Source organism: Rugamonas fusca, assembly GCF_014042365.1.
GTDB lineage: Bacteria > Pseudomonadota > Gammaproteobacteria > Burkholderiales > Burkholderiaceae_D > Rugamonas > Rugamonas fusca.
Window position 1 is genome coordinate 33,505 of sequence record NZ_JACEZS010000024.1, and the last position, 22,017, is coordinate 55,521.

20 protein-coding genes are annotated in these 22,017 nt (G+C 64.2%); 16 read left to right on the top strand and 4 right to left on the bottom strand.

The genetic code is table 11. From position 1 onward, the window contains the following. Positions 1-150 precede the first annotated feature (150 nt). Genes H3H36_RS21900 through dapF form a run of 3 tightly spaced genes read left to right on the top strand, consistent with a single transcriptional unit; the run spans position 151 to position 2,785 of the window. On the top strand, positions 151-1,005 hold the full coding sequence (locus H3H36_RS21900; protein ID WP_182220201.1) for a lysophospholipid acyltransferase family protein: 855 nt from the start codon (positions 151-153) through the stop codon (positions 1,003-1,005). Continuing rightward, the gene (locus H3H36_RS21905; protein WP_182220202.1) at positions 1,002-1,883 is read left to right on the top strand and encodes an LpxL/LpxP family acyltransferase; all 882 of its coding nucleotides are present in this window, start codon (positions 1,002-1,004) and stop codon (positions 1,881-1,883) included. Before H3H36_RS21900 ends, H3H36_RS21905 begins: the two co-directional genes overlap by 4 nt. Positions 1,884-1,921: 38 nt before the next feature. Further along, positions 1,922-2,785 carry a diaminopimelate epimerase gene (gene dapF, locus H3H36_RS21910; protein ID WP_182220203.1) on the top strand — a complete coding sequence of 288 codons (864 nt, stop codon included), beginning with the start codon at positions 1,922-1,924 and terminating at the stop codon, positions 2,783-2,785. A 79-nt stretch (positions 2,786-2,864) separates the two neighbouring features. Here the strand turns inward: dapF and H3H36_RS21915 are convergent, their stop codons facing one another. Next, on the bottom strand, positions 2,865-4,382 hold the full coding sequence (locus tag H3H36_RS21915; protein WP_182220204.1) for a tetratricopeptide repeat protein: 1,518 nt from the start codon (positions 4,380-4,382) through the stop codon (positions 2,865-2,867). Positions 4,383-4,864: 482 nt separating this feature from the next. Between H3H36_RS21915 and H3H36_RS21920 the strand changes: the two genes are divergently transcribed. The 10 genes from H3H36_RS21920 to H3H36_RS21965 all read left to right on the top strand — a co-directional run bounded on the left by H3H36_RS21920 (position 4,865) and on the right by H3H36_RS21965 (position 14,784). Further along, positions 4,865-5,896: a porin gene (locus H3H36_RS21920; RefSeq protein WP_182220205.1), complete on the top strand. Its 1,032-nt coding sequence runs from the start codon at positions 4,865-4,867 to the stop codon at positions 5,894-5,896. 287 nt (positions 5,897-6,183) lie between these two features. Then, positions 6,184-7,479 (top strand): porin, encoded by a 1,296-nt coding sequence (locus tag H3H36_RS21925; protein WP_182220206.1) that lies wholly within the window; start codon positions 6,184-6,186, stop codon positions 7,477-7,479. Positions 7,480-7,622: 143 nt separating this feature from the next. Beyond that, positions 7,623-8,294 carry a DUF484 family protein gene (locus tag H3H36_RS21930; protein WP_182220207.1) on the top strand — a complete coding sequence of 224 codons (672 nt, stop codon included), beginning with the start codon at positions 7,623-7,625 and terminating at the stop codon, positions 8,292-8,294. Position 8,295: 1 nt separating this feature from the next. Then, positions 8,296-9,249, top strand: a complete 954-nt coding sequence (locus H3H36_RS21935; RefSeq protein ID WP_182220208.1) for a tyrosine recombinase XerC — start codon at positions 8,296-8,298, stop codon at positions 9,247-9,249. Positions 9,250-9,382: 133 nt separating this feature from the next. Then, a complete protein-coding gene (locus H3H36_RS21940) occupies positions 9,383-10,426 on the top strand; it encodes a CobW family GTP-binding protein (protein ID WP_182220209.1) in 1,044 nt (347 codons plus the stop codon). A gap of 205 nt (positions 10,427-10,631) precedes the next feature. Then, positions 10,632-11,081: an RNA polymerase-binding protein DksA gene (gene dksA / locus H3H36_RS21945; protein WP_182151453.1), complete on the top strand. Its 450-nt coding sequence runs from the start codon at positions 10,632-10,634 to the stop codon at positions 11,079-11,081. Positions 11,082-11,309: 228 nt separating this feature from the next. Beyond that, complete coding sequence (locus H3H36_RS21950; RefSeq protein WP_182220210.1) at positions 11,310-12,635, top strand: STAS domain-containing protein; 1,326 nt, start codon at positions 11,310-11,312, stop codon at positions 12,633-12,635. 68 nt (positions 12,636-12,703) lie between these two features. Next, positions 12,704-13,240 (top strand): ATP-dependent protease subunit HslV, encoded by a 537-nt coding sequence (gene hslV, locus H3H36_RS21955; protein WP_182151455.1) that lies wholly within the window; start codon positions 12,704-12,706, stop codon positions 13,238-13,240. Between the two features lie 4 nt (positions 13,241-13,244). Beyond that, complete coding sequence (gene hslU, locus H3H36_RS21960) at positions 13,245-14,579, top strand: ATP-dependent protease ATPase subunit HslU (RefSeq protein WP_182220211.1); 1,335 nt, start codon at positions 13,245-13,247, stop codon at positions 14,577-14,579. Positions 14,580-14,589: 10 nt separating this feature from the next. Continuing rightward, a complete protein-coding gene (locus H3H36_RS21965; protein WP_182220212.1) occupies positions 14,590-14,784 on the top strand; it encodes a hypothetical protein in 195 nt (64 codons plus the stop codon). Positions 14,785-14,825: 41 nt separating this feature from the next. On the opposite strand, the gene H3H36_RS21970 is transcribed toward H3H36_RS21965, so the two are convergent. Further along, entirely contained in the window at positions 14,826-15,437 is a 612-nt protein-coding gene (locus H3H36_RS21970; protein ID WP_182220213.1) for an outer membrane protein, read from the bottom strand. Between the two features lie 176 nt (positions 15,438-15,613). Between H3H36_RS21970 and H3H36_RS21975 the strand changes: the two genes are divergently transcribed. The 3 genes from H3H36_RS21975 to H3H36_RS21985 all read left to right on the top strand — a co-directional run bounded on the left by H3H36_RS21975 (position 15,614) and on the right by H3H36_RS21985 (position 18,736). Beyond that, positions 15,614-16,363, top strand: a complete 750-nt coding sequence (locus H3H36_RS21975) for a helix-turn-helix domain-containing protein (protein ID WP_182220214.1) — start codon at positions 15,614-15,616, stop codon at positions 16,361-16,363. Positions 16,364-16,804: 441 nt separating this feature from the next. Then, a complete protein-coding gene (locus H3H36_RS21980) occupies positions 16,805-17,794 on the top strand; it encodes a hypothetical protein (protein ID WP_182220215.1) in 990 nt (329 codons plus the stop codon). 399 nt (positions 17,795-18,193) lie between these two features. Then, on the top strand, positions 18,194-18,736 hold the full coding sequence (locus H3H36_RS21985) for an ion channel (protein ID WP_182220216.1): 543 nt from the start codon (positions 18,194-18,196) through the stop codon (positions 18,734-18,736). Positions 18,737-19,136: 400 nt separating this feature from the next. On the opposite strand, the gene H3H36_RS21990 is transcribed toward H3H36_RS21985, so the two are convergent. Next, positions 19,137-21,398, bottom strand: coding sequence for a patatin-like phospholipase family protein (locus tag H3H36_RS21990; protein WP_182220217.1), 2,262 nt, complete (start codon positions 21,396-21,398; stop codon positions 19,137-19,139). 18 nt (positions 21,399-21,416) lie between these two features. Further along, positions 21,417-22,007, bottom strand: coding sequence for a type II secretion system protein N (locus H3H36_RS21995; protein WP_182220218.1), 591 nt, complete (start codon positions 22,005-22,007; stop codon positions 21,417-21,419). Between the last annotated feature and the right edge of the window lie 10 nt (positions 22,008-22,017).

Consider the following 22,017-nt stretch of genomic DNA (forward strand, 5'->3'; position numbering starts at 1 on the left):
GCTTGCGACGCTTTAGCGAGATTTATATTCCGCCTCGCAAGTTGTCTGTTAACTCAGCGGTTACTACATACGTGGTATTTTACGCTTCTTAAAAAAAATTTGCCTAGGCAACTCCTCGATTTTTGCCTCATATCAATATAACGAATCTCCATGCTAGTCCTCCTGTTTCGCTTTCTGTCCATCTTCCCCTTGCCGGTCTTACACGCCCTGGGCGCCGCGCTGGGATGGGTGGTCTACCTGTCCTCGCCGTCCTATCGACGGCGCATGCGCGACAACCTGGCCCAGGCCGGCTACAGCGCCTACCTGCCGGCCGCCATCGCGGAAGCGGGCAAGAGCATCGTGGAACTGCCCTTCATCTGGTGCGGCGCGCCCGAGCGTGTGTCGCGCCACGCCAGCGACGAGAACTGGCAACTGGTGCAGACGGAACTGGACGCAGGGCGCGGCATCGTGTTCCTCACCCCCCACCTGGGCTGCTTTGAGATCGTGGCGCAGGAAATCGCGCTGCGCACGGAACTGACCGTGATGTACCGGCCACCGAAGAAGGCGGCCCTGAAGCCGCTGGTGGAAGGGGCGCGCGCGCGCGACAACCTGCTGCTGGCGCCGGCCAATATGTCGGGCGTGCGCATCCTGGCCAAGACGCTCAAGAAAGGCCGGCCCATCGGCCTGCTGCCGGACCAGGTGCCGCAGGAGGGCGAAGGCGTGTGGGCCGAATTCTTCGGCCGCCCCGCCTACACCATGACCCTGCCGGCCAAGCTGGCCCAGATGGGCGACGCCACCGTGATCGTCACCTACGCCGAGCGCCTGCCGCACGGCAAGGGCTACCTGATCCGCTTCGTGCCGTTCACGGACAGCCTGGACGGCACCCCGGCCCAGCAGGCGCGCACCATCAACGCCGCCATGGAACAATTGATCGCACGCGCGCCAGCCCAGTATTTCTGGAGCTACAACCGCTACAAGGTGCCGGCCGGCGCCACCGCGCCCGCATCCGTCCAGGAGGGTGCATGAAAGCCATGCTTGGTTTGATGTGGCTGCTGCACTGGCTGCCCCTGCCCCTGCTGGGCCGCTTCGGCAACCTGGTGGGCAGCATCCTGTTCGTGCTGCTGCGCTCGCGGCGCCATATCGCGCTCACCAATTTGCGCCTGTGCATGCCGGAACTGACGGAAGCGGAACGCGTGGTGCTGGCGCGCCAGCATTTCCAGGCGTATTCACGCAGCGTGTGGGAACGCGGCATCCTGTGGTGGTCCTCGGAAGCGCGGCTGCGGCGCCTGATCAAGCTGGAACCGGGCCCGGTACCCGTGGCCGAGATGACGGAACGGCCCACCATCCTGCTGTGCCCCCATTTCGTGTGCCTGGACGTGGCCGGCGTCGCCATCGCCATGGAAGCGAGCGCATCGTCGATGTACGTGCAGCAAAAGAACGCCGCGTTCGACAAGGTGCTGCGCCAGGGCCGCTCCCGCTTCAAGCCCGTGCGGCTGTTCACGCGCCAGGACGGCATCAAGCCCATCCTGCGCGCGCTGAAGGAAAAACTGCCGTATTTCATGCTGCCGGACATGGATTTCGGCGAAAAGGACGCTGAATTCGTGCCCTTCTTCGGCATCCAGGCCGCCACGCTGACGGCCACGGCCCGCATCGCCGCCACCACCGGCGCCCAGGTCATGCCCGTGATCGCCACCTTCCTGCCCAATTACCAGGGCTGGCGTGTCAAGTTCTACCCGGTGTGGGACAATTACCCGGGCACGGACATGGTTGCCGCCACCCGCCGGATGAACGCCTTTATCGAGGACGAGGTCCGCCTGGCCCCGGCCGAGTACTTCTGGACCCACAAGCGGTTCAAGACCCGGCCCCAGGGCGCAGCGTCGCTGTACCAGCGGCCCGCCCCCTGACCCGACAGATCAACGTAGATAGATAAAAATAAGCGAAGATGAAACTGAAATTCACCAAGATGCATGGCGCCGGCAACGACTTCGTCGTGATCGACGCGATCCACCAGCAAATCGACTTCACGCCCGAACAGTGGCGCAAGCTGGGCGACCGCCGCTTCGGCGTGGGCGCCGACCAGATCCTGCTGGTGGAACGGCCCACCGTGCCCGGCTGCGACTTCCGCTACCGCATCTTCAACGCCGACGGCGGCGAAGTGGAGCAGTGCGGCAACGGCTCGCGCGCCTTCGTGAAATTCGTGGCCGAGAAAGGCTTGAGCCAGGCCCGCGGCATCACGGTGGAAACCAAGGCCGGCGTGATCGCCCCCCGGCTCGAGGACGATGGCAGCATCACGGTCGACATGGGCGCGCCCGTGCTGGAACCGGCCCGCGTGCCATTCGACGCCGACGGCCTGCAGGGCCAGCCCCAGGGCCGCGACACGTTGTGGCCGCTGGTGCTGGAACTGGGCGGCGCGCGCGAGCAGGTGCTGGTGTCGGCCGTGTCGATGGGCAACCCGCACGCCGTGCAAGTGGTCGACGATGTGGAACTGGCGCCGGTGGAACTGACGGGTCCCCTGATCGAACACCATGCGCGTTTCCCGAACCGCGTCAACGCCGGTTTCATGCAGATCGTCGACCGCCACCACATCAAGCTGCGCGTCTATGAGCGTGGCGCCGGGGAGACGCTGGCCTGCGGCACGGGATCGTGCGCGGCCGTGGTGGCCGGCATCCGGCGCGGCTTGCTGGACTCGCCCGTGCGCGTGGATGCGCGCGGCGGCCAGCTCTCCATCGCCTGGGACGGCGAAGGCCAGTCCGTGTTCCTCACGGGCCCGGCCGTGACCGTGTTCGAGGGCGAGATCGAGATCTGACCCCGTCCCAGGCCGGATCCGCTGCGGATCTGGCGCGCCGCGGGGGCCGGCCGCCGCCCCCCGCTCCCCTGGCGGACGCTCAGGCCGCCAGCAGCCTGGGCATGCCCGCCCCCATCCACGTCTTGAGCCGGTACAAACGCTGGCGGTAATTGCCTTCCAGCCCGTCCGGCCCGCTATCGACATGCTCGAACTGGCGCACGATGCGGTCCAGCGCCTGGCGCTGCTGGGCCGTGCGCAGCAGGATCAAACGCCGCTTGCTGCGCCCGTAACTGGCGCGGATATCGACCACCAGGCAATGGCCATGGTCGGCCGCCTTCACGTCGAGCAACAAGGTTTCCGCCCGGGTCAGGCCGAACAGGCGGGCCAGCTCGATGCGGGCCGCCAGCAAGGGCTGGCTGTCGGCCAGGGCCCGCGTCAGCAGCGGCAGCACGGCCTCGGTCCAGCTGGGGGTGACGGCCGGGGCGGCGATCTTGGCCAGCACAGCCTCGGCCTCGGCACAGCCCTGGGCGGCCGCCTTTTGCAGCCAGTACGCGGCCCGCACGTCGCTCAGTTCGCCATTGCGGCGGGTGCGCCAGGCGTACAGGCCGCATTCGAGCTGGGCCACCCGGTGCCCCATCTCGGCCGCCCGTTCCAGGTAAGCCTGGGCTTCGGCCACCGAGCGTTGCGAGAATTCCGGTTTCAGGTAGATGCGCGACAGCGCGAACCACGCCTCGGCCATGCCCTGCTCGCCGGCCAGCGTGAGCCAGCGGATGGCACGCTTGAAGTTGACGGCGGCGATACCGGCCGCCAACCGTTTGCCGGCGCAATTCATGCGGGCGAACCACAGCCCCAGCGCCAGCTGCGCCTGGCGGTCGCCCCCATGCGCGGCCAGCTCCCGGCACTGCTGCAATTCCGGATCGTGCTCGGCCAGGTGATCGAGCGCCTCGGCACAGCGCGCCAGCAGTTGCACCTGCTGTGGCTCGACCGGCCAGGCGGCCACCCGCGCCGCCTCGGCATCGGCCGGCGCGCCCTGCAGCACGGTGCGCGCCAGTGGCAAGGCCAGCGTCAGGTAGCCGCGCAAATCCCCCGCCTGCCACGCCTGCTCCAGTACCCCGTACTGGTCAGCGCACGGATCGGGCCGGACCGGGCCCATGCCGGCGGCGCAAGCCGGGGCAGCGGCGGCCAGCGCCGCCGGTTCGCCGCGCTGGCTGGCCAGCAGGCGCCGGGCTTCGGCCGAACCACCCTTGGCCGCGTCCTCCAGCGCCAGCAGGGCCTTGGCCCGCAAGCCGTCATCGACGCCGTCGGCCTGCCCGCCCAGCACCAGCTGGGCCAGCACCAGGCCGGCCGGCGCCACGCCGGCGTCATAGGCGCGGTCATACCAGGGCAGCACGGCCGGCTGGCAATGTTGTGCGTATTCAAATGGAATGTGGTGGCCGATCAGCATCCATGCCTCGTCCTGCTGCTGCTGGGCCGCCCGGCTCAGCCAGTGCAAGGCCGTCGGCATGCTGCGTGGCAGGCTGGCCCCGCCAAACAGGTACAGCTTGCCCAGCGCCAGTTGGCTGACCGCGTCTCCCGCGCGAGCCCCCCGGATGATTCCTAGTTCTTCTCGATTTGCCATCGTCTCACTATGCATGTGATTCATGAAAGCGGGCGGTGCGTCCGTGCTGTCTGCGCGAGCTTGGGACGGCCGATGTTGTGCCCACATCTTGCCATGAAAGAAGAAGATAGGGCCAGATAAACACAGACGGCAGTGTAGCGCGGCGCGCGGCCGGCACCGTAGCGTGCGCGCGACGGCGTGGCTATCTGCTTGATATGGCGCAAATCTCCGCGCTATGTGCCGTGTAGTGTGAAAGCAATCCCTGCTCCACACGTGAAAGGAAATCATATGCGCGATGCCATTCTGGACGGCCCATCAAGCGTTTCAAAAATACAACAGGGAAGTGCGGTTTTCCCCATTTCGACCAAGACTCGCCCCCATAATCAACCAAACCGGCGCCATTGACGCGGGCAGCCATTAAGGTTCAGCTCATCCCAGGTGGCGTTAGGCGCACTTGTCGGCTTTTAGATGTTTGGACGATTCACTTTCAAAAGGAATAACAAATGAAAAAATCTTTAGTGGCTCTGGCACTCATGGGCGCATTCTCCGCTGCATATGCGCAATCGTCCGTGACCATCTACGGCACCGTGGATGCGGGCGTCACCAAGAAAAGCGGCACCTCCACGGCCATCGGCAAGCGCGACAACAACAAACTGGGCTTCAAAGGCGTGGAAGACCTGGGCAGCGGCCTGAAGGCACTGTTCCAGCTGGAAATTCGCTACGAGCCCGACACCGGCACCATCGAGAACACCTCCGGCGCCAACAGCCGTCCGCTGTTCCAGGGCCAGAGCCGCGTCGGCCTGCAGGGTGACTTCGGTACCGTGCGCCTGGGTCGTGGCCTGACCGCCTTCCAGGAATCGATCACCGCCTTCGAACCATGGAGCGGCATCCCATCGGTGGCCGGCTACCAGACCGACCTGCAAGTGGCTGGCTACACCAGCTCGCCGCTGGACCAGACCGGCAACTCGGCCAACCGCTTCTCGAACGCCTTCTTCTACAACACCCCCGTCATCGGCGGCGTGTTCCAGTTGAATGCCACCATCCAGGCCAAGGAAGCGAACGGCAACGCCGCCGTCGCCGCCACCGCCAACTCGGTCGCCATCCCGGCCAACATGGTGCCCAACACCACGCCTTACTCGCTGAGCGCCACCGTGGACAATGGCCAGTTCGCCGCCATGGCCGCCTACGAGAAGAACGCGCTGGAAACCAAACTGTGGTCGGTGGCCGCGTCCGTCAAGCCTATCCCTGCCCTGAAACTGATGGCTTCGTACCAGAAGCAGGACCAGGGCCAGACCGTGTTCACCAACTATGACACCAAGTCCTGGATCCTGGGCGCCAACTACACCGTCGGCGCCGGCAAGATCCTGGCCGGCTATGGCCAGAAGACCCCGGACGGCGTCGCCAAGACCAAGCAGGCTTCGCTGGGCTATGAGTACAGCCTGTCGGCCCGTACCTATGTGTACCTGGACGCGTCCAACAAGCGCGCCGCCACCACCGTCAACTTCTACGGCGTGGGCATCCACCACAACTTCTGATCGCGGCGGCCTGCGGCCGCTTGCCTTCACCGCGACGGACAGGGGCCACCTTGTCCGTTTTTTTTTTCGCCCCGCCCTGGCCGCCCTGGCCGCCCGCCCCGCCACCGCCCGTCAGATGGCGCGCACTTTTTTTGAATCCCCAACAAGGATCGTGTCTTCCGCGCAACCACGCGCGCTGTCCAGCGCAAACCTTGCTGTACAGCATGCACTATCGCTGTCATAGTTGATTAGCACGTCCGTGCTATTTTAAAGTCGTGATAAGAAAACCGATAAAAACTGGAGACACAATGAAAATCAAAGTACTGGCCGGCCTGATCGCCGCCGGCTGCGCGGCCCCCGTCCTGGCCCAGTCGTCCGTCACCGTGTATGGCATCGCCGACGCCGGCGTGATGTACGCCGACAATGGCGGCAGCGATGCCCGCACCAAGGTAGTGAGCGGCATCGCCGACGGCTCCCGGCTCGGCTTCAAGGGCACGGAAGACATGGGCAACGGCTACAAGGCCGTGTTCAACCTGGAGGCGCGGGTGCAGCTCGACACGGGCGGCCAGCAGGCCGGCAATCTGTCGAGCAACCAGGGCTACGCGCTGACCAAGGGACTGGCCTTCACGGTACCGGCCGCCGCCGGTGGCGCCGCCACGGCCGCCAAGCTGCTGGCCGGCGTGCAGTCGGCGCTGCAGCCGGCCGTCAACGTCAATATCAACAACGCCCTGTTCGACCGCACCTCGATGGTGGGCCTGGTCACGCCGGTGGGCGCGGTCTTGCTGGGCCGCATGTACACGCCCGACTACGAAGTGTTCAACAACGCCGACGTGTTCGAGTCGGGCACGGCGGCCGGCTGGGGCGGCATCGTGGGCGGCACCGGCGGCCTGCTGACGGCCGGCGTGGCGATCCGTTCCGACAAGTCGATCCAATACCGGATGGAACTGCCCAACGGCGTGGCCGCCGCGCTGATGTACGGCACCGAGCATTCGGGCTACATCGGCATGGACAAGCGCTCCTGGGGCGCCAACCTGCGCTACAAGGCCAACGGCTGGGACGTCGGCCTGGGCCACAACTATGGCACCGACCAGGTCGGCGCGCGCGGCCTGGTGACCACCACCGTGGGCGGTTCGTACAGCATCGACCAGTGGAAACTGTTCGCCGGCTACCACAAGCAAAACAACGACAATTCCGTCATCATCCGCTATGCCCACGACGCGCTGGCGCCCACCTTCGCCGCCTTCGGCCCGGCGCTGGGCCCGGTGTTGGCCGGCCAGCTCGACACCACGCTGCGCCGCACCTTCCTGCTCGACGCCGTCAGCTACCAGCTCGGCTTCCACTACCGCGTGGGCCAGGGCCGCATCATGGCCTCCGTGGTACGCCAGAACGACAAGAGCGCCTCCAACAGCGACGCCACCCAGTACGGCCTCGGCTACGACTACAACCTGTCCAAGCGCACCGACCTGTACTCGGTGGTGGCCTACATCAAGAACCAGAACGATGGCCAGTACGCGATCGGCGCGGCCAGCGCCTCGGGCGGCTTCACGGGCCATCCGGGCGAGTCCAGCAAGGGCATCCAGCTGGGCATGCGCCACCGTTTCTGATCGGCGGCCACGCCAGTCCACAAGACGCCTGCGGGCGTCTTTTTCATTGCTGCGGCACAAAACGCACAGAGGGCCCATGGCAAGGTGCGCACTCGGTTAAAATGCGGTGTGCTTTCCCTCTCTTAATTAGAACGACACCATCAATGACCGCCCCTCTGGACTCCGCCGCCGTCGCGCAATACCTGACCGATCACCCGCACTTCTTCGAAGAACACGCCAGCCTGCTGGGCGAGATCAAGCTGTCGAGCCCGCTGACCGGGCGCGCGGTCTCGCTGCAGGAGCGCCAGATGGAAGTGATGCGCGACAAGTACAAGGCGCTGGAATTGCGCATGGCCGAGCTGATGCGCCTGGCCGCCGAGAACGAAGCCATCGCCAACAAGTTCCACCGCTGGACCCAGGCCCTGGTGACGGCGCGCGGCGCCGATGCGCTGGCCGGCGCCGTGTCGGACGGCTTGCGCACGGCGTTCGACGTGCCGCAGGTGACCTTGCGCCTGTGGAACACGGCGCCTGAGCATGAGGCCGCCTGGTTCACGCGCGGCGTGTCGGAGGATGCGCGCCTGTTCGCCAACAGCCTGCTGGCGCCCTACTGCGGCAGCAACAAGGATTTCGAAGCCGTGCGCTGGCTGGCCGACGCGGCCAGCGTGCAGTCGACCGTCATGATTGCGCTGCGCCAACCCGGCAGCAAGGGCAGCGCCTTCGGCCTGCTGATCCTCGGTTCGGCCGACCCGGCCCGCTTTACGGCCATGATGGCGACCGACTTCCTGGTCCACATCGGCGAAACCAGCAGCACCGCGCTGCTGCCGCTGCTGGCCTGACATGGATGCCGGGCGCGGCAAGCAGGACTGGGCCGCCGCCTGGCTGGAACGGCTGCGCACCCTGCGCCAGCTGTCGTCCCACACCACGGCCGCCTACGGGCGCGACTTGCGCCAGCTGGCCACCCTCACCGCCGGGCGCGAGTGGCGTCAACTGGGCCAGGCCGATTTGCGCCGGCTGGCCGCCACCCTGCACGGCCAGGGGCTGGAACCGCGTTCCATCGCCCGCAAGCTGTCCTGCTGGCGCGGCTTTTTCGACTGGCTCATCGAACAGGGCGAGCTGCCCGCCAATCCGGCTGCCGGCGTGCGGGCGCCCAAGCAAGCGCGCGGCCTGCCGCGCGCACTGTCGGTGGACGACGCCGTGCGGCTGGTGAGCGGCGCCGGCCGGCCACAGCCGGGCGCGGCCCCGGAACCGGCCGCGCTGTGCGACCGCGCCATGTTCGAACTCTTATATTCCAGCGGCTTGCGGGTGTCGGAACTGGCCGCCATGGACCTGCAATACCGCAAGGCCGACGGCGCCCTGCCCGCCTCGCTGGGCTGGCTCGATCTCGCGCAGGGCGAGGCCGTCGTCACCGGCAAGGGCAACAAGATGCGCACCGTGCCCGTGGGCAGCGCGGCGCTGGCCGCGCTGGCGGCCTGGATCGCCGTGCGCCCGGCCCCGTCCGACGGCAGCGCGGCCCTGTTCGTCAACACGCGCGGCGCCCGCGTCAGCCCGCGCGTGGTGCAGCAGCGGCTGCGCGCCCATGCGCTGGCCTGCGGCATGCCGGTGCACGTGCACCCGCACATGCTGCGCCACTCGTTCGCCTCGCACGTGCTGCAATCGTCGGGCGACCTGCGGGCCGTGCAGGACATGCTGGGCCACGCCAGCATCAGTTCCACCCAGGTCTACACGGCGCTCGACTTCCAGCACCTGGCCGACGTCTACGACCGGGCGCATCCGCGCGCAAAAATCAAATAACGCGCACAATGGCTTGATGCGCAGCAAACACACGGTTTGCAACCGTTTGCGAAATTCCGGCATAATCGGCGGCTTGGCTGGATCGCCCCAGACGGCGCCCCCAGCACCCCATCATTCATTTCGACGAGCGACCATGGCACTCATCCCCACCACCATCCTGACGGGCTTTCTCGGCGCCGGCAAAACCACGCTGCTCAACCGCATCCTGCAGGAACAGCACGGCATGCGCATCGCCGTGATCGAAAATGAATTCGGCCAGGAAAATATCGACAATGAAATCCTGGTGCAGGACAGCCAGGAACAGATCGTGGAAATGAACAATGGCTGCATCTGCTGCACGGTACGGGGCGACCTGATCGTGGCGCTGACGGCGCTGGCGCAAAAGCGCGACGCCGGCCAGCTGCAGTTCGACCGCGTGGTGATCGAGACGACCGGCCTGGCCAACCCCGGCCCCGTGGCCCAGACCTTCTTCATCGACGAGGAAGTGGGCGCTCACTACATGCTCGACGCCGTGATCACGGTGGTGGACGCGCGCCACGCCATGCAACAGCTCGACGAGCACGAGGAAGCCCAGCGCCAGATCGGCTTCGCCGACAAGTTGCTGCTATCCAAGACCGACCTGGTGACGGCGGCCGAACTGGACGCATTGACGGCCCGCGTCAAGCACATCAACCCGCGCGCCCCCATCGTGCGCTCCGACTTCGGCCGCCTGCCACTGGCCGAAGTGCTGGACTTGAAAGGCTTCAACCTGAACGACAAGCTGGAACTGGACCCGGACTTCCTGGCCGCCGAGGACGAGCATGCGCACGTGCACGACGAACACTGCGGCCATGCCCACGGTCCCGATTGCGGCCACGACCATCACCACAGCCACCACACGGACGACATCGCCGCCTTCGTCTACAAGAGCGAGCGCCCGTTCGACAGCGGCAAGCTCGATGAGTTCCTGAACGGACTGGTCCAGGTGTACGGCCCTCGCATGCTGCGCTATAAAGGCGTATTGTGGATGCAAGGGGCGCAACGCAAGGTGGTATTCCAGGGCGTGCACCAGTTGATGGGCAGCGACCTGGGCGCGAAATGGGGGGAAACGGAAAACCGTGGCAGCAAAATGGTATTTATTGGCAAAAATCTACCGAAAGACATCTTTATTCGCGGTTTGGAACAATGTTTGGTATAAACTATCTGCGTTTTTAGCGACAGACTCCCCCGCGAATCGGGCACGGCTCGCTCGAACGCGTATGATGCGAAAGACCATAACGAAAGATTAAGTGTTGCACCATCCGGCAAGCAGTGCCGATGCGGATACCGGTGCGGCTGTGTGGCCTGGCACCCCAACAGCCCATCCATTTGAAAACTCTGTCGTATCGAAGGTAAGCGAAGTGATGACTAAAACTAATAAATCGACCCCCGCCGCGAGCACTGAACGCATCCTGACCGAAGAAGAAATTCTGAAGATGGATGACAAGGATTACATGAACCCGGCGCAAATGGCATTTTTCAAGGCCAAGCTGCAGGCCCTTGAAAAAGAATTGTTGAAGAACGCCGACGAGACCACGGAACACTTGCGCGAAACCGTGCTGGTGCCCGATCCCGCCGACCGCGCGACCATCGAGGAAGAGCACGCACTGGAGCTGCGTACCCGCGACCGCGAGCGCAAACTGTTGAAGAAGGTGCAGCAATCGATCGTGGCCATCGACGCCGGCGACTATGGCTGGTGCGAGGAAACGGGCGAACCGATCGGCATTCCCCGCCTGATCGCCCGTCCCACGGCCACGCTGTCGCTGGAAGCCCAGCAGCGTCGCGAACTGAAACAGAAGCTGTACGGCGACTGAGCCATCCGGCCACTGCCAAAGAAGCACGCGATGCCCTCGCGTGCTTTTTTTTCGTCCACGCTTTCGCAAGCTGGCGCGCCGAATTGTGGAATTTGGTGAAAATTGTTGTATCCGCTTGCGTGCGCACATGGCAAGACCTTTCCCATAAGCTACACTACATATCCTGCGGCACGCGCTGTGCGCGTGCCGGCCAGCGTGAAACACAATGGAGCACCAACGGGGCACGACGTGGGCATATTTTCGCTCTTCAAGAAACAGGACGCGCAGCGCGCGCCGGCCGCCACGGCCGGCGCCGACGAGGGCGTGCGCCTTGGCCCGAACAGCGAACTGGAACGCCAGCAAGCCCAGGCCCTGCAGCGCGACCTGGCCCGTGCCACGGCCATGAAGATCGACGCCATCGAGGCCGCCATGGCACTCGACATCTTCCAGGACACGGAACCGGCCTGGGGCAGCCGCCCCGCGCGCCCGCCGCGCCCCGCCGTGGCCGGCGACCATCCCACCCTGCCCCTGCTGGACGAGAATACGACGGAATTGCTGGGCGAGGATGACTTGCCGGCCCAGGCCGTGGCGGCCCAGACCGCGCCCGTGGTGGAGGAAATCGCCATCGTGTACGCCAACGGCCAGGCCGACATGGCCGAGCAGATGCTGGTGGACAACCTGCCGCCGGCCGGCGCCCAGGACCGCACGCTGTGGTGGATGCTGTTCGACCTGTACCAGGTCACCGGCCAGCAGGACAAGTTCGACAGCCTGTCGATCGATTACGCCAGCACCTTCGAAACGTCGCCGCCGCCCTGGAACGCGCTGCCGCCACCTGCCGCCGCCGCCAGCGGCCGGGCCTGGTCGGGCGTCACGCCCACGGAACTGTTCTCGGGCCAGCTCGACGACACCATCGCCCCCCAGCTCGAGCGCTTGCGCCAGCAAATGGCCAGCCACCCCGTGCTGCGGCTGGACTTCAGCCGGGTGCAGGGCGTCACGCCCGAGGGCTGCGCGCTGCTGCTGCCCGTGCTGCAGCAACTGCACGGCGGCGAGCGCGAGCTGATCGTGGTGGCGGCCGACCACCTGGCGGCCCTGATCCAGGCCACCGTGGCCGTGGGCAACCGCGACGGCGGCCCGGCGCCGTGGCTGCTGTTGCTGGAACTGTTGCAACTGCTCAACCGCGAAAAGGACTTCGAGGAAACGGGCATGGATTACTGCGTCACGTTCGAAGTGTCGCCGCCGTCGTTCGTGGCGCCGCGCGCCGTGGCCACGGCGGCCCGCCAGCCGCTGGCCGGCGCGCCGGACCGCTACCTGTTGCCCACCGTGGTCGAGAACCCGCTCGACGGTTTACTTGCCGCGCTGGCCGCCTATGCTGAACAGTACCAGACCCTCGTGTTCGACTGCTCGCGGCTGGCGCGCGTGGAATTTAGCGCCGCCAACGCCTTGCAGACCAGGCTGCAAGCGCTGGTGCAAGACGGCAAGAAGGTGGAGTTCCGCGACGTCAACCACCTGGTGGCGGCCCTGCTGCGGCTGCTCGGCTACGGCGAACTGGCCAAGATCTACCCGCACAAATACTGACCCGTCTTGCAATTGCGGTGGCTAGCCCCATGTGCGGGACTTGAATCGCATCACTAACCGAGGTCACTATGGAACAATTTCACGGCACCACCATCCTGTGCGTGCGCCGCGGCAAGCAAGTCGCACTGGGCGGCGATGGCCAGGTCACGCTCGGCAATATCGTCATGAAAGGCACGGCCCGCAAGGTGCGCAAGCTGTACCAGGGCAAGGTGCTGGTCGGTTTCGCCGGCGGCACGGCCGACGCCTTCACGCTGCTCGACCGCTTCGAAGGCAAGCTGGAAAAGCACCAGGGCAATTTGCTGCGCGCCTCGGTCGAACTGGCCAAGGACTGGCGCACCGACCGCGTGCTGCGCCGCCTGGAAGCCATGCTGCTGGTGGCCGACAGCGAATCGACGCTGGTCATCACCGGCAATGGCGACGTGCTGGAACCGGAGAACGGCATCGGCGCCATCGGCTCGGGCGGCACCTACGCCCAGTCGGCCGCGCTGGCGCTGCAGGAAAACACGGAACTGTCGCCGGCCGACATCGTCAAAAAGTCACTGACCATCGCCGGCCAGCTGTGCATCTATACCAACTTGTCCCACATCATCGAAACCCTGGACTGAACCCATGAACATGACCCCACAGGAAATCGTCGGCGAACTCGATAAACACGTGGTCGGCCAGGCCAAGGCCAAGCGCGCCGTCGCCATCGCGCTGCGCAACCGCTGGCGCCGCCAGCAGGTGGCCGAGCCGCTGCGCCATGAAATCACGCCCAAGAACATCCTGATGATAGGCCCGACCGGCGTGGGCAAGACGGAGATCGCGCGCCGCCTGGCCAAGCTGGCCGACGCCCCGTTCATCAAGATCGAAGCGACCAAGTTCACGGAAGTGGGCTACGTGGGGCGCGACGTGGACACCATCATCCGCGACCTGATCGACATCGGCATCAAGCAGACCCGCTCGTCCGAGATGGCCAAGGTGCGCGCGCGCGCCGAGGACGCGGCCGAGGACCGGGTGATCGACATCCTGGTGCCGCCGGCGCGCGACTTCGGCTTCAACACGGCCAGCAGCGAACCGCAGGCCGGCGACGCCACGCGCCAGACCTTCCGCAAGCGGCTGCGCCAGGGCGAACTGGACGACAAGGAAATCGAGCTGGAGCTGGCCGAGGCCAGCCCGCAGATGGAAATCATGGCCCCGCCCGGCATGGAGGAAATGACGGAGCAGATCAAGACCATGTTCTCGGGCATCGGCGGCGGGCGCAAAAAATCGCGCAAGCTCAAGATCAAGGACGCCATGAAGATCCTGGTGGACGAGGAAGCGGCCAAGCTGATCAACGAAGACGAGATGAAGCACAAGGCGATCCAGAACGTGGAGCAGAACGGTATCGTGTTCCTCGACGAAATCGACAAGATCGCCTCGCGCTCGGAAGTGGGCGGGGCCGACGTGTCGCGCGCCGGTGTGCAGCGCGACCTGCTGCCGCTGGTGGAGGGCACCACCGTCAACACCAAGTACGGCATGATCCGTACCGACCACATCCTGTTCATCGCGTCCGGCGCCTTCCACCTGGCCAAGCCGTCCGACCTGATACCCGAGCTGCAGGGACGCTTCCCGATCCGGGTGGAGCTGGAATCGCTGTCGATTGCCGATTTCGAACGCATCCTCACCAGCACCGACGCCTGCCTGACCAAGCAGTATGAAGCGCTGCTGGCCACCGAGGACGTCAAGCTCGAGTTCGCGCCGGACGGCATCAACCGGCTGGCCGAGATCGCGTTTTCCGTCAACGAGCGCACCGAGAACATCGGCGCGCGCCGGCTGTACACGGTGATGGAAAAGCTGCTCGAGGAAATCTCGTTCACGGCCACGGAAACGTCGGACAAGGTGCTCACCATCGACGCGGCCTACGTCAACGCCCGGCTCGACGCGCTGGCCGTCAACGAAGACTTGTCGCGTTACGTGCTGTAACGGAGAGATCATGGCCAACAAGGCGCTGGCGACCCGGCAGAAAATGCAGTTCCGCGTGGGACCGTCGCCCAAGCCACGCAATCCGGTGGCCGTGGCGGCCAAGCTGCGTTCGGCCGGGCCGCATGTGAAAACGCCGTCCGGCCAGCGCCAGGCGGCCAAGCGGGCGCTGGCCAAGGCCTTGCTGAAGAAGCACGACGAAGAGTGAACCGTCAGCGGGCGCCGGGGTTGGCGCCCGCTCTCGGGTAATCAGAAGTGGTAGGCGGCGCCCACCGAGAACACATTCAGGTTGGACTTGGCGGCCTTGCCCATGCGGGCCGGCAGGTAGTTCCAGTCCGCGTTGAGCGACCAGTTCCGGTCGATGGCGTAGGACAGGCCCGTGCCCACCGTCACGGCCAGGGTATTGGTGCTGTCGCTGCCGCCGGCCGTGTAGTTGACCTTGCCATGCTCGGCCACCAGGCCCAAGCGCGTGGTCCAGGCCCAGTTATCGCTGAGTTGGGTGGCCGATGCGACCACCACGCTCACGCCCGACAACTTGCCCTTGCCCGGACTGAGCGCACCGCTCCCATCCCTGAACGCGCCCTTGACGCTGCCCCCCGTGAAGGCGGCTACTTCGATGGCGCGGGTAGACTTGAGGCCGAACGCCTCGCCCTGGCCCAGCGTATAGCCGCCATACACGCGGGTGCTGGCGCCGGCGTTGCGCTCGCACGGGCTGCCGCTCAGGCAGTCGAAGTTGTAGTGGTTGCGGTAGCCCACGTCCACGCCCATGTAGCCGGGCGACAGGTCGGCGGCGGCGGCGGCGCCGCTGGCGCCCAGCAAGGCGCTGGCCAACAGCATGGTGCGCACGTTAAATTTCATCATCGTTCCCCTCGTAGTCTCTTGTGGCTGGATGACGTCGCTGCAACGAGTGACATCGCTGCGCAGTGTGATCCCGTTCCATCGAAAGTCCTAGCGGAAAGTACCAGGGCGCAAAATCCTGTACAGACGGTAGCGAACCGTGCTACTTTTTTGCCTTTATGACAAGCACAGGGGCAGGCATGAGTTCACCGGAATTGCTGCTGCAAGTGTTGCGCGCCCAATTGCGCGCGGCCGGCGTCACCTACAAGGAACTGGCGAGCCGCATCGGCATGAGCGAATCGAGCGTCAAGCGCATGTTCGGCCAGCAAGACATGGCGCTGTCGCGGCTGGCGCAAATCTGCAAGGCGGCCGGCATCGCGCTGGAGGACGTGCTGCGCGGCGCGGCCGACGCCACGCCCCATGCGGACACGCTGACCCTGCTGCAGGAAAAGGCGCTGGTGGCCCACCCGCGCCTGCTGTTGATGGCAATCTGCTGCCTGGGCCATTGGAGCCTGGAGCAGGTGCTGGAAACTTACCAGCTGAGCGAGCCGGAATGCATCGTCTTGTTGGCCGAGCTGGACCGGCTGGGCCTGATCGAACTCAAGCCGCTGAACCGCTACCGGCTGCGCGTGTCGAACGCGTTCCACTGGCTGGCCGACGGCCCCGTGCAACAGTTCTTCCGCAGCCATGTGGTAGCCGATTATTTCAGCGGCCCGTTCAACGGTGCCGGTGAAGCGCTGCTGTGCCTGCCCGCGCGGCTGTCGCGCGCCAGCGCGCTGGAACTGGCCGCCAAGATCCAGTCGCTGGCCGGCGAACTGGCGCGGCTGCACCAGGGCGACCGCCGCCTGCCCGCGCCCGAGCGCGACGGCTACACCTTGCTGGTGGGATTTCGTTCGTGGGAATTCGCCGCGTTCACGGCGCTGCGGCGCCAGCCGCAGCAAGCGGCCTGAGTCTGCTGTGCCGCCCGAGCCGCTTGAGCCGCCTGAGTATTCTCATCACTGCCGCCACCCATTCTGCTAAGTCGCCGCCACCTGTTCTCACTGACCGCCGCAACCCAAGCGCATGGAACGCCGCCACTCGCTCTCATGCAGCGCCGCCACCCGGGCTTGTGAGAATCCGCGCTTTTTTCAGATGAGCAAGATGTTATCCTTTATGGTCATCGGCCGAGTTCGGCCAGCAGCGGCCATTTCGAACCGTAAATAAAGTAGGAAATTGTGTTCATGGTTTTCAAGGTATAGTTCATTTTCTGGGAAATGCCCCAAGATTAGGCGAAAACCGACTCGAAACTGGGTGAGTATAATTTTAAGTTTTAATGCCACAAAATTACCCCCTTCCGAACTCTTCAAGAAATCTGAATCTAAATAAGGATATTTATGGGTTGGAATGATCGAATGGATGAATGGTTCGTAACAAATCTGCCCGATGAGGCAGTCGATAACAGTTCACGTTTAATGGATATTGATGAGGTGTGGCTCCAGAAGGCCAGCCCCTCACTCAAGCGACAGGCAATGAAGGCTTGGTTTCTGGCTCGCTACTGCGACCCTGCGGAGGAAACTCCCTACATATCTGCCGAGGGTGGCTATATCTTTGTGCATGGCGGCCCATATCATCCTAAAGATGAACTTGATCAGAGATTCAGCGGAATTGTGGACGAAGAATTAATCTCCGATGTGGTTGATGAACTGCAATCGAACGTAGGAGACGATTGGGCTCCAGTTCAATGGGGCGATGACGACGATTACGACGAGGAATTCGGAGTCAACGTTGCTAATCCAAAAGATCCTGCAAATGTCCTCGAGCGCCGGCTCCAAGAAATATCGGAAGTGCTCACTCTTACTGGATCAGAGGCGGCCGTCGCTTTAGCCAAGAAGCTTGCGTACAGCAACGTCATAACTGCCTTTGAGTCCTATCTCTGGGAGACGATGACTTATGCCGTTGAGAACGATGATCGGGTTTTGAAGAACATAGTAACGCGCTTTCCGCACTTTAAAGACCAAGGGATGAAGCTTGGACAAATCTACGACAAGTTCGACAGCCTGCGTGGTTTGGTAAAAGGGTATCTGCAAGACACGGTTTGGCACAAATGGGATAGCGTCACCATGCTGATTGCCCATGCTTTGGAGATAAAGGCGCCGTCCTTCGATGCCTTTATTGAGCCTACCATCAAGCGCCACGACATCATTCACCGCAGCGGCAATTCCAAGGATGGTGAGCCTATTGAGCTGGGTGAGTTCGAAATCCAAGAGTTGATGGATGCAGTGCGAGACTTTGCGATGGAATTGGAGGGGCACCTTTTCGAACGCTACACGCAGAAAATCCACGCCGAGATCGCTGCAGAGTTCGAGAAGCTTGACGAAATGCTAGGAGACAAAGCAGCTTAGCTCCTCAATGATCTGCCATTTGAAGCACCTTACCAGTTCCCGTTCAAGCCGTAGCCGGAGCGCCCGTGAATCGGGGAAAGGCCACGGACGGCACGCACGTCCGGTAGCCTGCCTGGACTGCGAAAGCACCCTGGACTGTGTCCGATGCCGAAGGCCAGAAAAGGTACCGATCCAGGAAAGTGCTCGCGAGACAGGTGGCGGCTGCCGAAGCACGAGCTGATAGTTGAAAATCAAAAAAAATGGAAGTGATCTAATAAAGTGGCAATGACTCCTTCGACACACAACCCATACGCAAAACATGGCTCACTGGTATTCGATCTATTAAAATTCAATAATATAAAGTATCGGAAAATTTTATTACTGGAACGATTTTTTATTATTATTCTTTGCATAACTCTGATGGCAACTCCAGCAATGGTCGTGCGCTGGATCGCAGGAAAAATAAGCCGAATGGCAAGGAAGCTTTCGATTGAAGTGTATGTTTTATTAAAAACATGTGGTGCAGTATTTGCACTCTTTGGTGGGCTGTGGGCGGGAAACCTATACGTAATTCTATGTACGATCTCCTTAGTTGATTTATTTTCGAATATTCTCGCTATAGTCCTGCTGAGAAATTTTTGGCATGCACCATTGTCACTAAACAGGACGTTGATATCTTTAGGGTTAAATTTCATTGAATTTACGGCGTGGTTTGCTGGTCTATATTTGCATTTCGACGCTCTTCGCTTTGGCTCAGCCTCAGTAACCGATTCTTTTTCTGCTTATTATTTTAGTGTCATAACTTCCGCAACTATTGGGTATGGCGATATTGTGCCAACATTTGACGGCAGGAAGCTGGTCGTAATTGAGGCATTTTGTTCATTTATTTTTCTCGCAGTAGTCGTGACTTATGTAATTGGTAGCCTTGGGCAACCGAACGACAATGCAAGTCAGGAAGAATAATCCATGCATGTTACGAAATAATAGTCGAGTGAAAACATAAATATAAGGAGATGCTTCCGCTTTGGGTGCAAGCAGTCCTTCGCAGCCCTGCGGTGTTGGCCGCAGCCACAGCAGAGCGCTGGCGGGACTGCATGAGAACGCGTGGCGGCGTTCCATGCGATTGGGTGGCGGCGGTCAGTGAGAACAGATGGCGGCGACGTAGGGGGACCTCGAAAAACCTCCTTTTTCAATATTGCTCGCTTCGTAAGCCTTTGATTTATAGAGGAGGGAATTTTTAGAAAACAGGGTTTTTCGAGGTACCCTTAGGAGTATAGTGGCGCCAGTGATGAGAATATTCAGCCGCCTGGGAGGCGCAGGCAGCCCGCGCCCGCCAAGGGGCCATGGCATGCCAAGGGCCGCCTTACCAGACGGGACCGAGGAACAAATACAGCGTGCCGCTGTTGCCCTTGGTGCTGCCGGCGCCGAAGTAGAGTGGACCGAAGCGCGTATCGACGGCCGTGAAGATGCTGCCGGCCTGCTTCACGCTGGCCCAGTGCAGCGGATTGTCGGCGCCATAACCAGCGCCCGCCTCCAGCGAGAAACCGAGCCGCACGTCACCGCCCAGCGCGGCCGGCATGGCGCCTACCGTGCGCGCCATTACGACGCGGCCCAGCACCACGCGGTTGCCGGCCACGGATTCGGGCGCCGTGCCGGACAAGCGCAGGAAGCCGCCCAGGTTGAGCGGCGCCAGCCCTTGCTGGCTGCGCGCCCATTCCGCATACAAGTGGCCGGCCCAGTTCCCGGCATGGAAAGCGCGTAAGCCCTCCACGCTTTGCTGCATCAGCGACACGCGCGTGCCCGCGTTGAGCACGGAACGTTCGAGGTTGAGGTTGAACAGCCCGCCGCGCGTGGGGAAGGCCACGGAATCCAGCGTGTCGACGCTGTAGGCCAGCGTTTGCACGGTCTGGTGCACGCGGGCCGCCGGCACCGTCGGATCTTCCGGTATCGTCACGCGCACGTTGGCGCTCTGGCGCGCCACGCCCAGGTGCACGTCGCCCCAGTTACCCAGCTGGCGTCCCAGCACCACGCTGGTGCCGGCGTAGTTGAAGCCGATGCGGTTCTGGCGCTGGCCCGTCAGGCTGAACGTGTCGGAGGCGGCCGCGCCATATTTGACGGCCGGCGCCACATACCACTGCGAACCGGGCCCCAGCGGCTGCCAGAACTCCACTTCAAACGCGCGCTCGGTGCCGATGCGGGCCGAACTGCGCAGCTCCGCGCCCCAGTCGTTGAGCGAGGAGCGCACGTGCATCATCTTGAGCGCGAACGTGTTGTTGTCGGAGAAGTCGCTGGCCAGTTCCAGGCCCACGCGCAGGCGGCTGCGGGCCCAGTCGGCCTCGGTCGGCTTGATCAGCACTTCGCGCCCGCCGTTTACGTCCTGCACTTCCGTTTCCACGCGCGCCAGGTCGCCGCGGCCAAACAACTGGGCCCCGGCCTGCTGCGCCTGTTCCGCCGTGACCTTCTGGCCCAGCGCCAGGCCGGACTGCACTTCCAGCGCCTTGGGATTGATGTGGCCACTGGGTTCCACGGCCAGCTTGGTGATGGGCAGCGGCTGGTCGGCCACCACGGGACCGGCCAGGCGGTGCTGTTCGAACGCCGTGTATTCCGCCTCCGGCACGGCCAGTTGCACCAGTTGGGCCGACAGCGCGCGCGCCGCCTTCTCGCCAGCCAGGATGGCACGGTCGTGGCGCGCGAAATCGAGGAAGCTGATGCCGTTCAGGTTGGGCGCCAGCAGGATGTCGCGCGGCCCCAACTCCTTGAGCGAGCGCTGCACGTTCTGCTCCGTCAGGATCTGCAGCATCTGCTGGGCCACCCGGATCGCGCTGCTCAAGTCTTTTTCCGGCGCCAGCGGCGTGCCCACGTTGACGGCGATGACCACGTCGGCCCCCATGGCGCGCGCCACGTCCACCGGCAGGTTGCGCACCAGGCCACCGTCGACCACCAGCCGCTCCTTGACCCGCACCGGCGCGAACACGCCGGGCACGGCCAACGAGGCGCGCATGGCCAGGAACAGCGGGGTGTCGTCCAGTTCCACCAGCTCGCCCGTGACCAGGTCGGAGGCGACGGAGCGGAACGGCAGCGGCAACTGGTTGACGGGCCGGTCGCGCGTGCCCTGCGGCAGCACGCGGGTCAGCGCCAGCTCCAGCGCCTCGTTGCCGGCGGCGGCCGGCGGCAGCGAGATGCCTTCCAGCGTGGCGCCGAACTCGATGCGCGATGGCAGCAGCAAGTCTTCCTCGCGGCGGCGGAAATTGAGTTCGTCGCGCGGCGGGCGGTCGGCCACCACGCTGTTCCAGTCCGTGCGGCGCACCAGTTGTTCAAGCTGGGCCACGGAGCTGCCGGCCGCGTAGGCGCCGCCGACCACGCTGCCCATGCTGGTGCCGACCACGATGTCGATGGGCACCCGCAATTCCTGCAGCACGCGCAGCACGCCGATATGGGCGAAGCCGCGCGCACCGCCGCCCGACAGCACCAATGCGATGCGGGGACGGTGGTGAACGGGATCGGCGTCAGTCGCGGGCGCGGCGGCCGGCGTGTTTGCAGATACGGAGGCTGGCGTCGGCGATTGTGCTTGCGCCGCCATCAGCCAGCAGCACAGCACAACGCCCAGGGCGCGGAGGAACCACATGGTGTTACACCCGCAGCGTCAACGGCGGTCAGGGCCGGGCCCCGCCGGCGCCACACCCGCGTGCCCTGCCGCCGCCGCCGACGGCGGCGATTGCTGCAACTGCGGCTGCGGCATCACGGCCGGCTGCGGCGGCACTGCGGGCGCTACCGACGGCTGCGGCAGGGGCGGCGGCGTGATGGATGGCGGCGCCAGGTTGGGATTGCTCTGCGGCCCGGCGTCGCTGGCCAGGTCGATGCGCTTGACTACGCCGCCCTCGGACAGCAGCACGTACTTGGGATGGACTTCCTTGACCGTCACGCCGGGCGCCACCTCGCGCCCCACGGCCAGCGCCACGGCCGGCTTGTTATCGACGGCCAGGATGGCGGCGCTGTCGCGGCCATCGCCGGCCGCCACCACGCCCTTGAGCTGGTAGTTGCTGGCCACGGCCACGGCGATCTGGCCGCCGAACAGGCCCTTGGCCGCATCCAGGCTAGCTTCCGGCGCGGGCGCCACGGGCGCGGCCGCGATCGGGCGCTGCTGCGGCTTGAACAGCTGCAGCCCCCAGTAAGCCAGCGAGGCGGACAAGGCCGCCACGGCGGCCACGGTGAGGATGAAAGGCAGACGCTTCATGGGTTCCTTG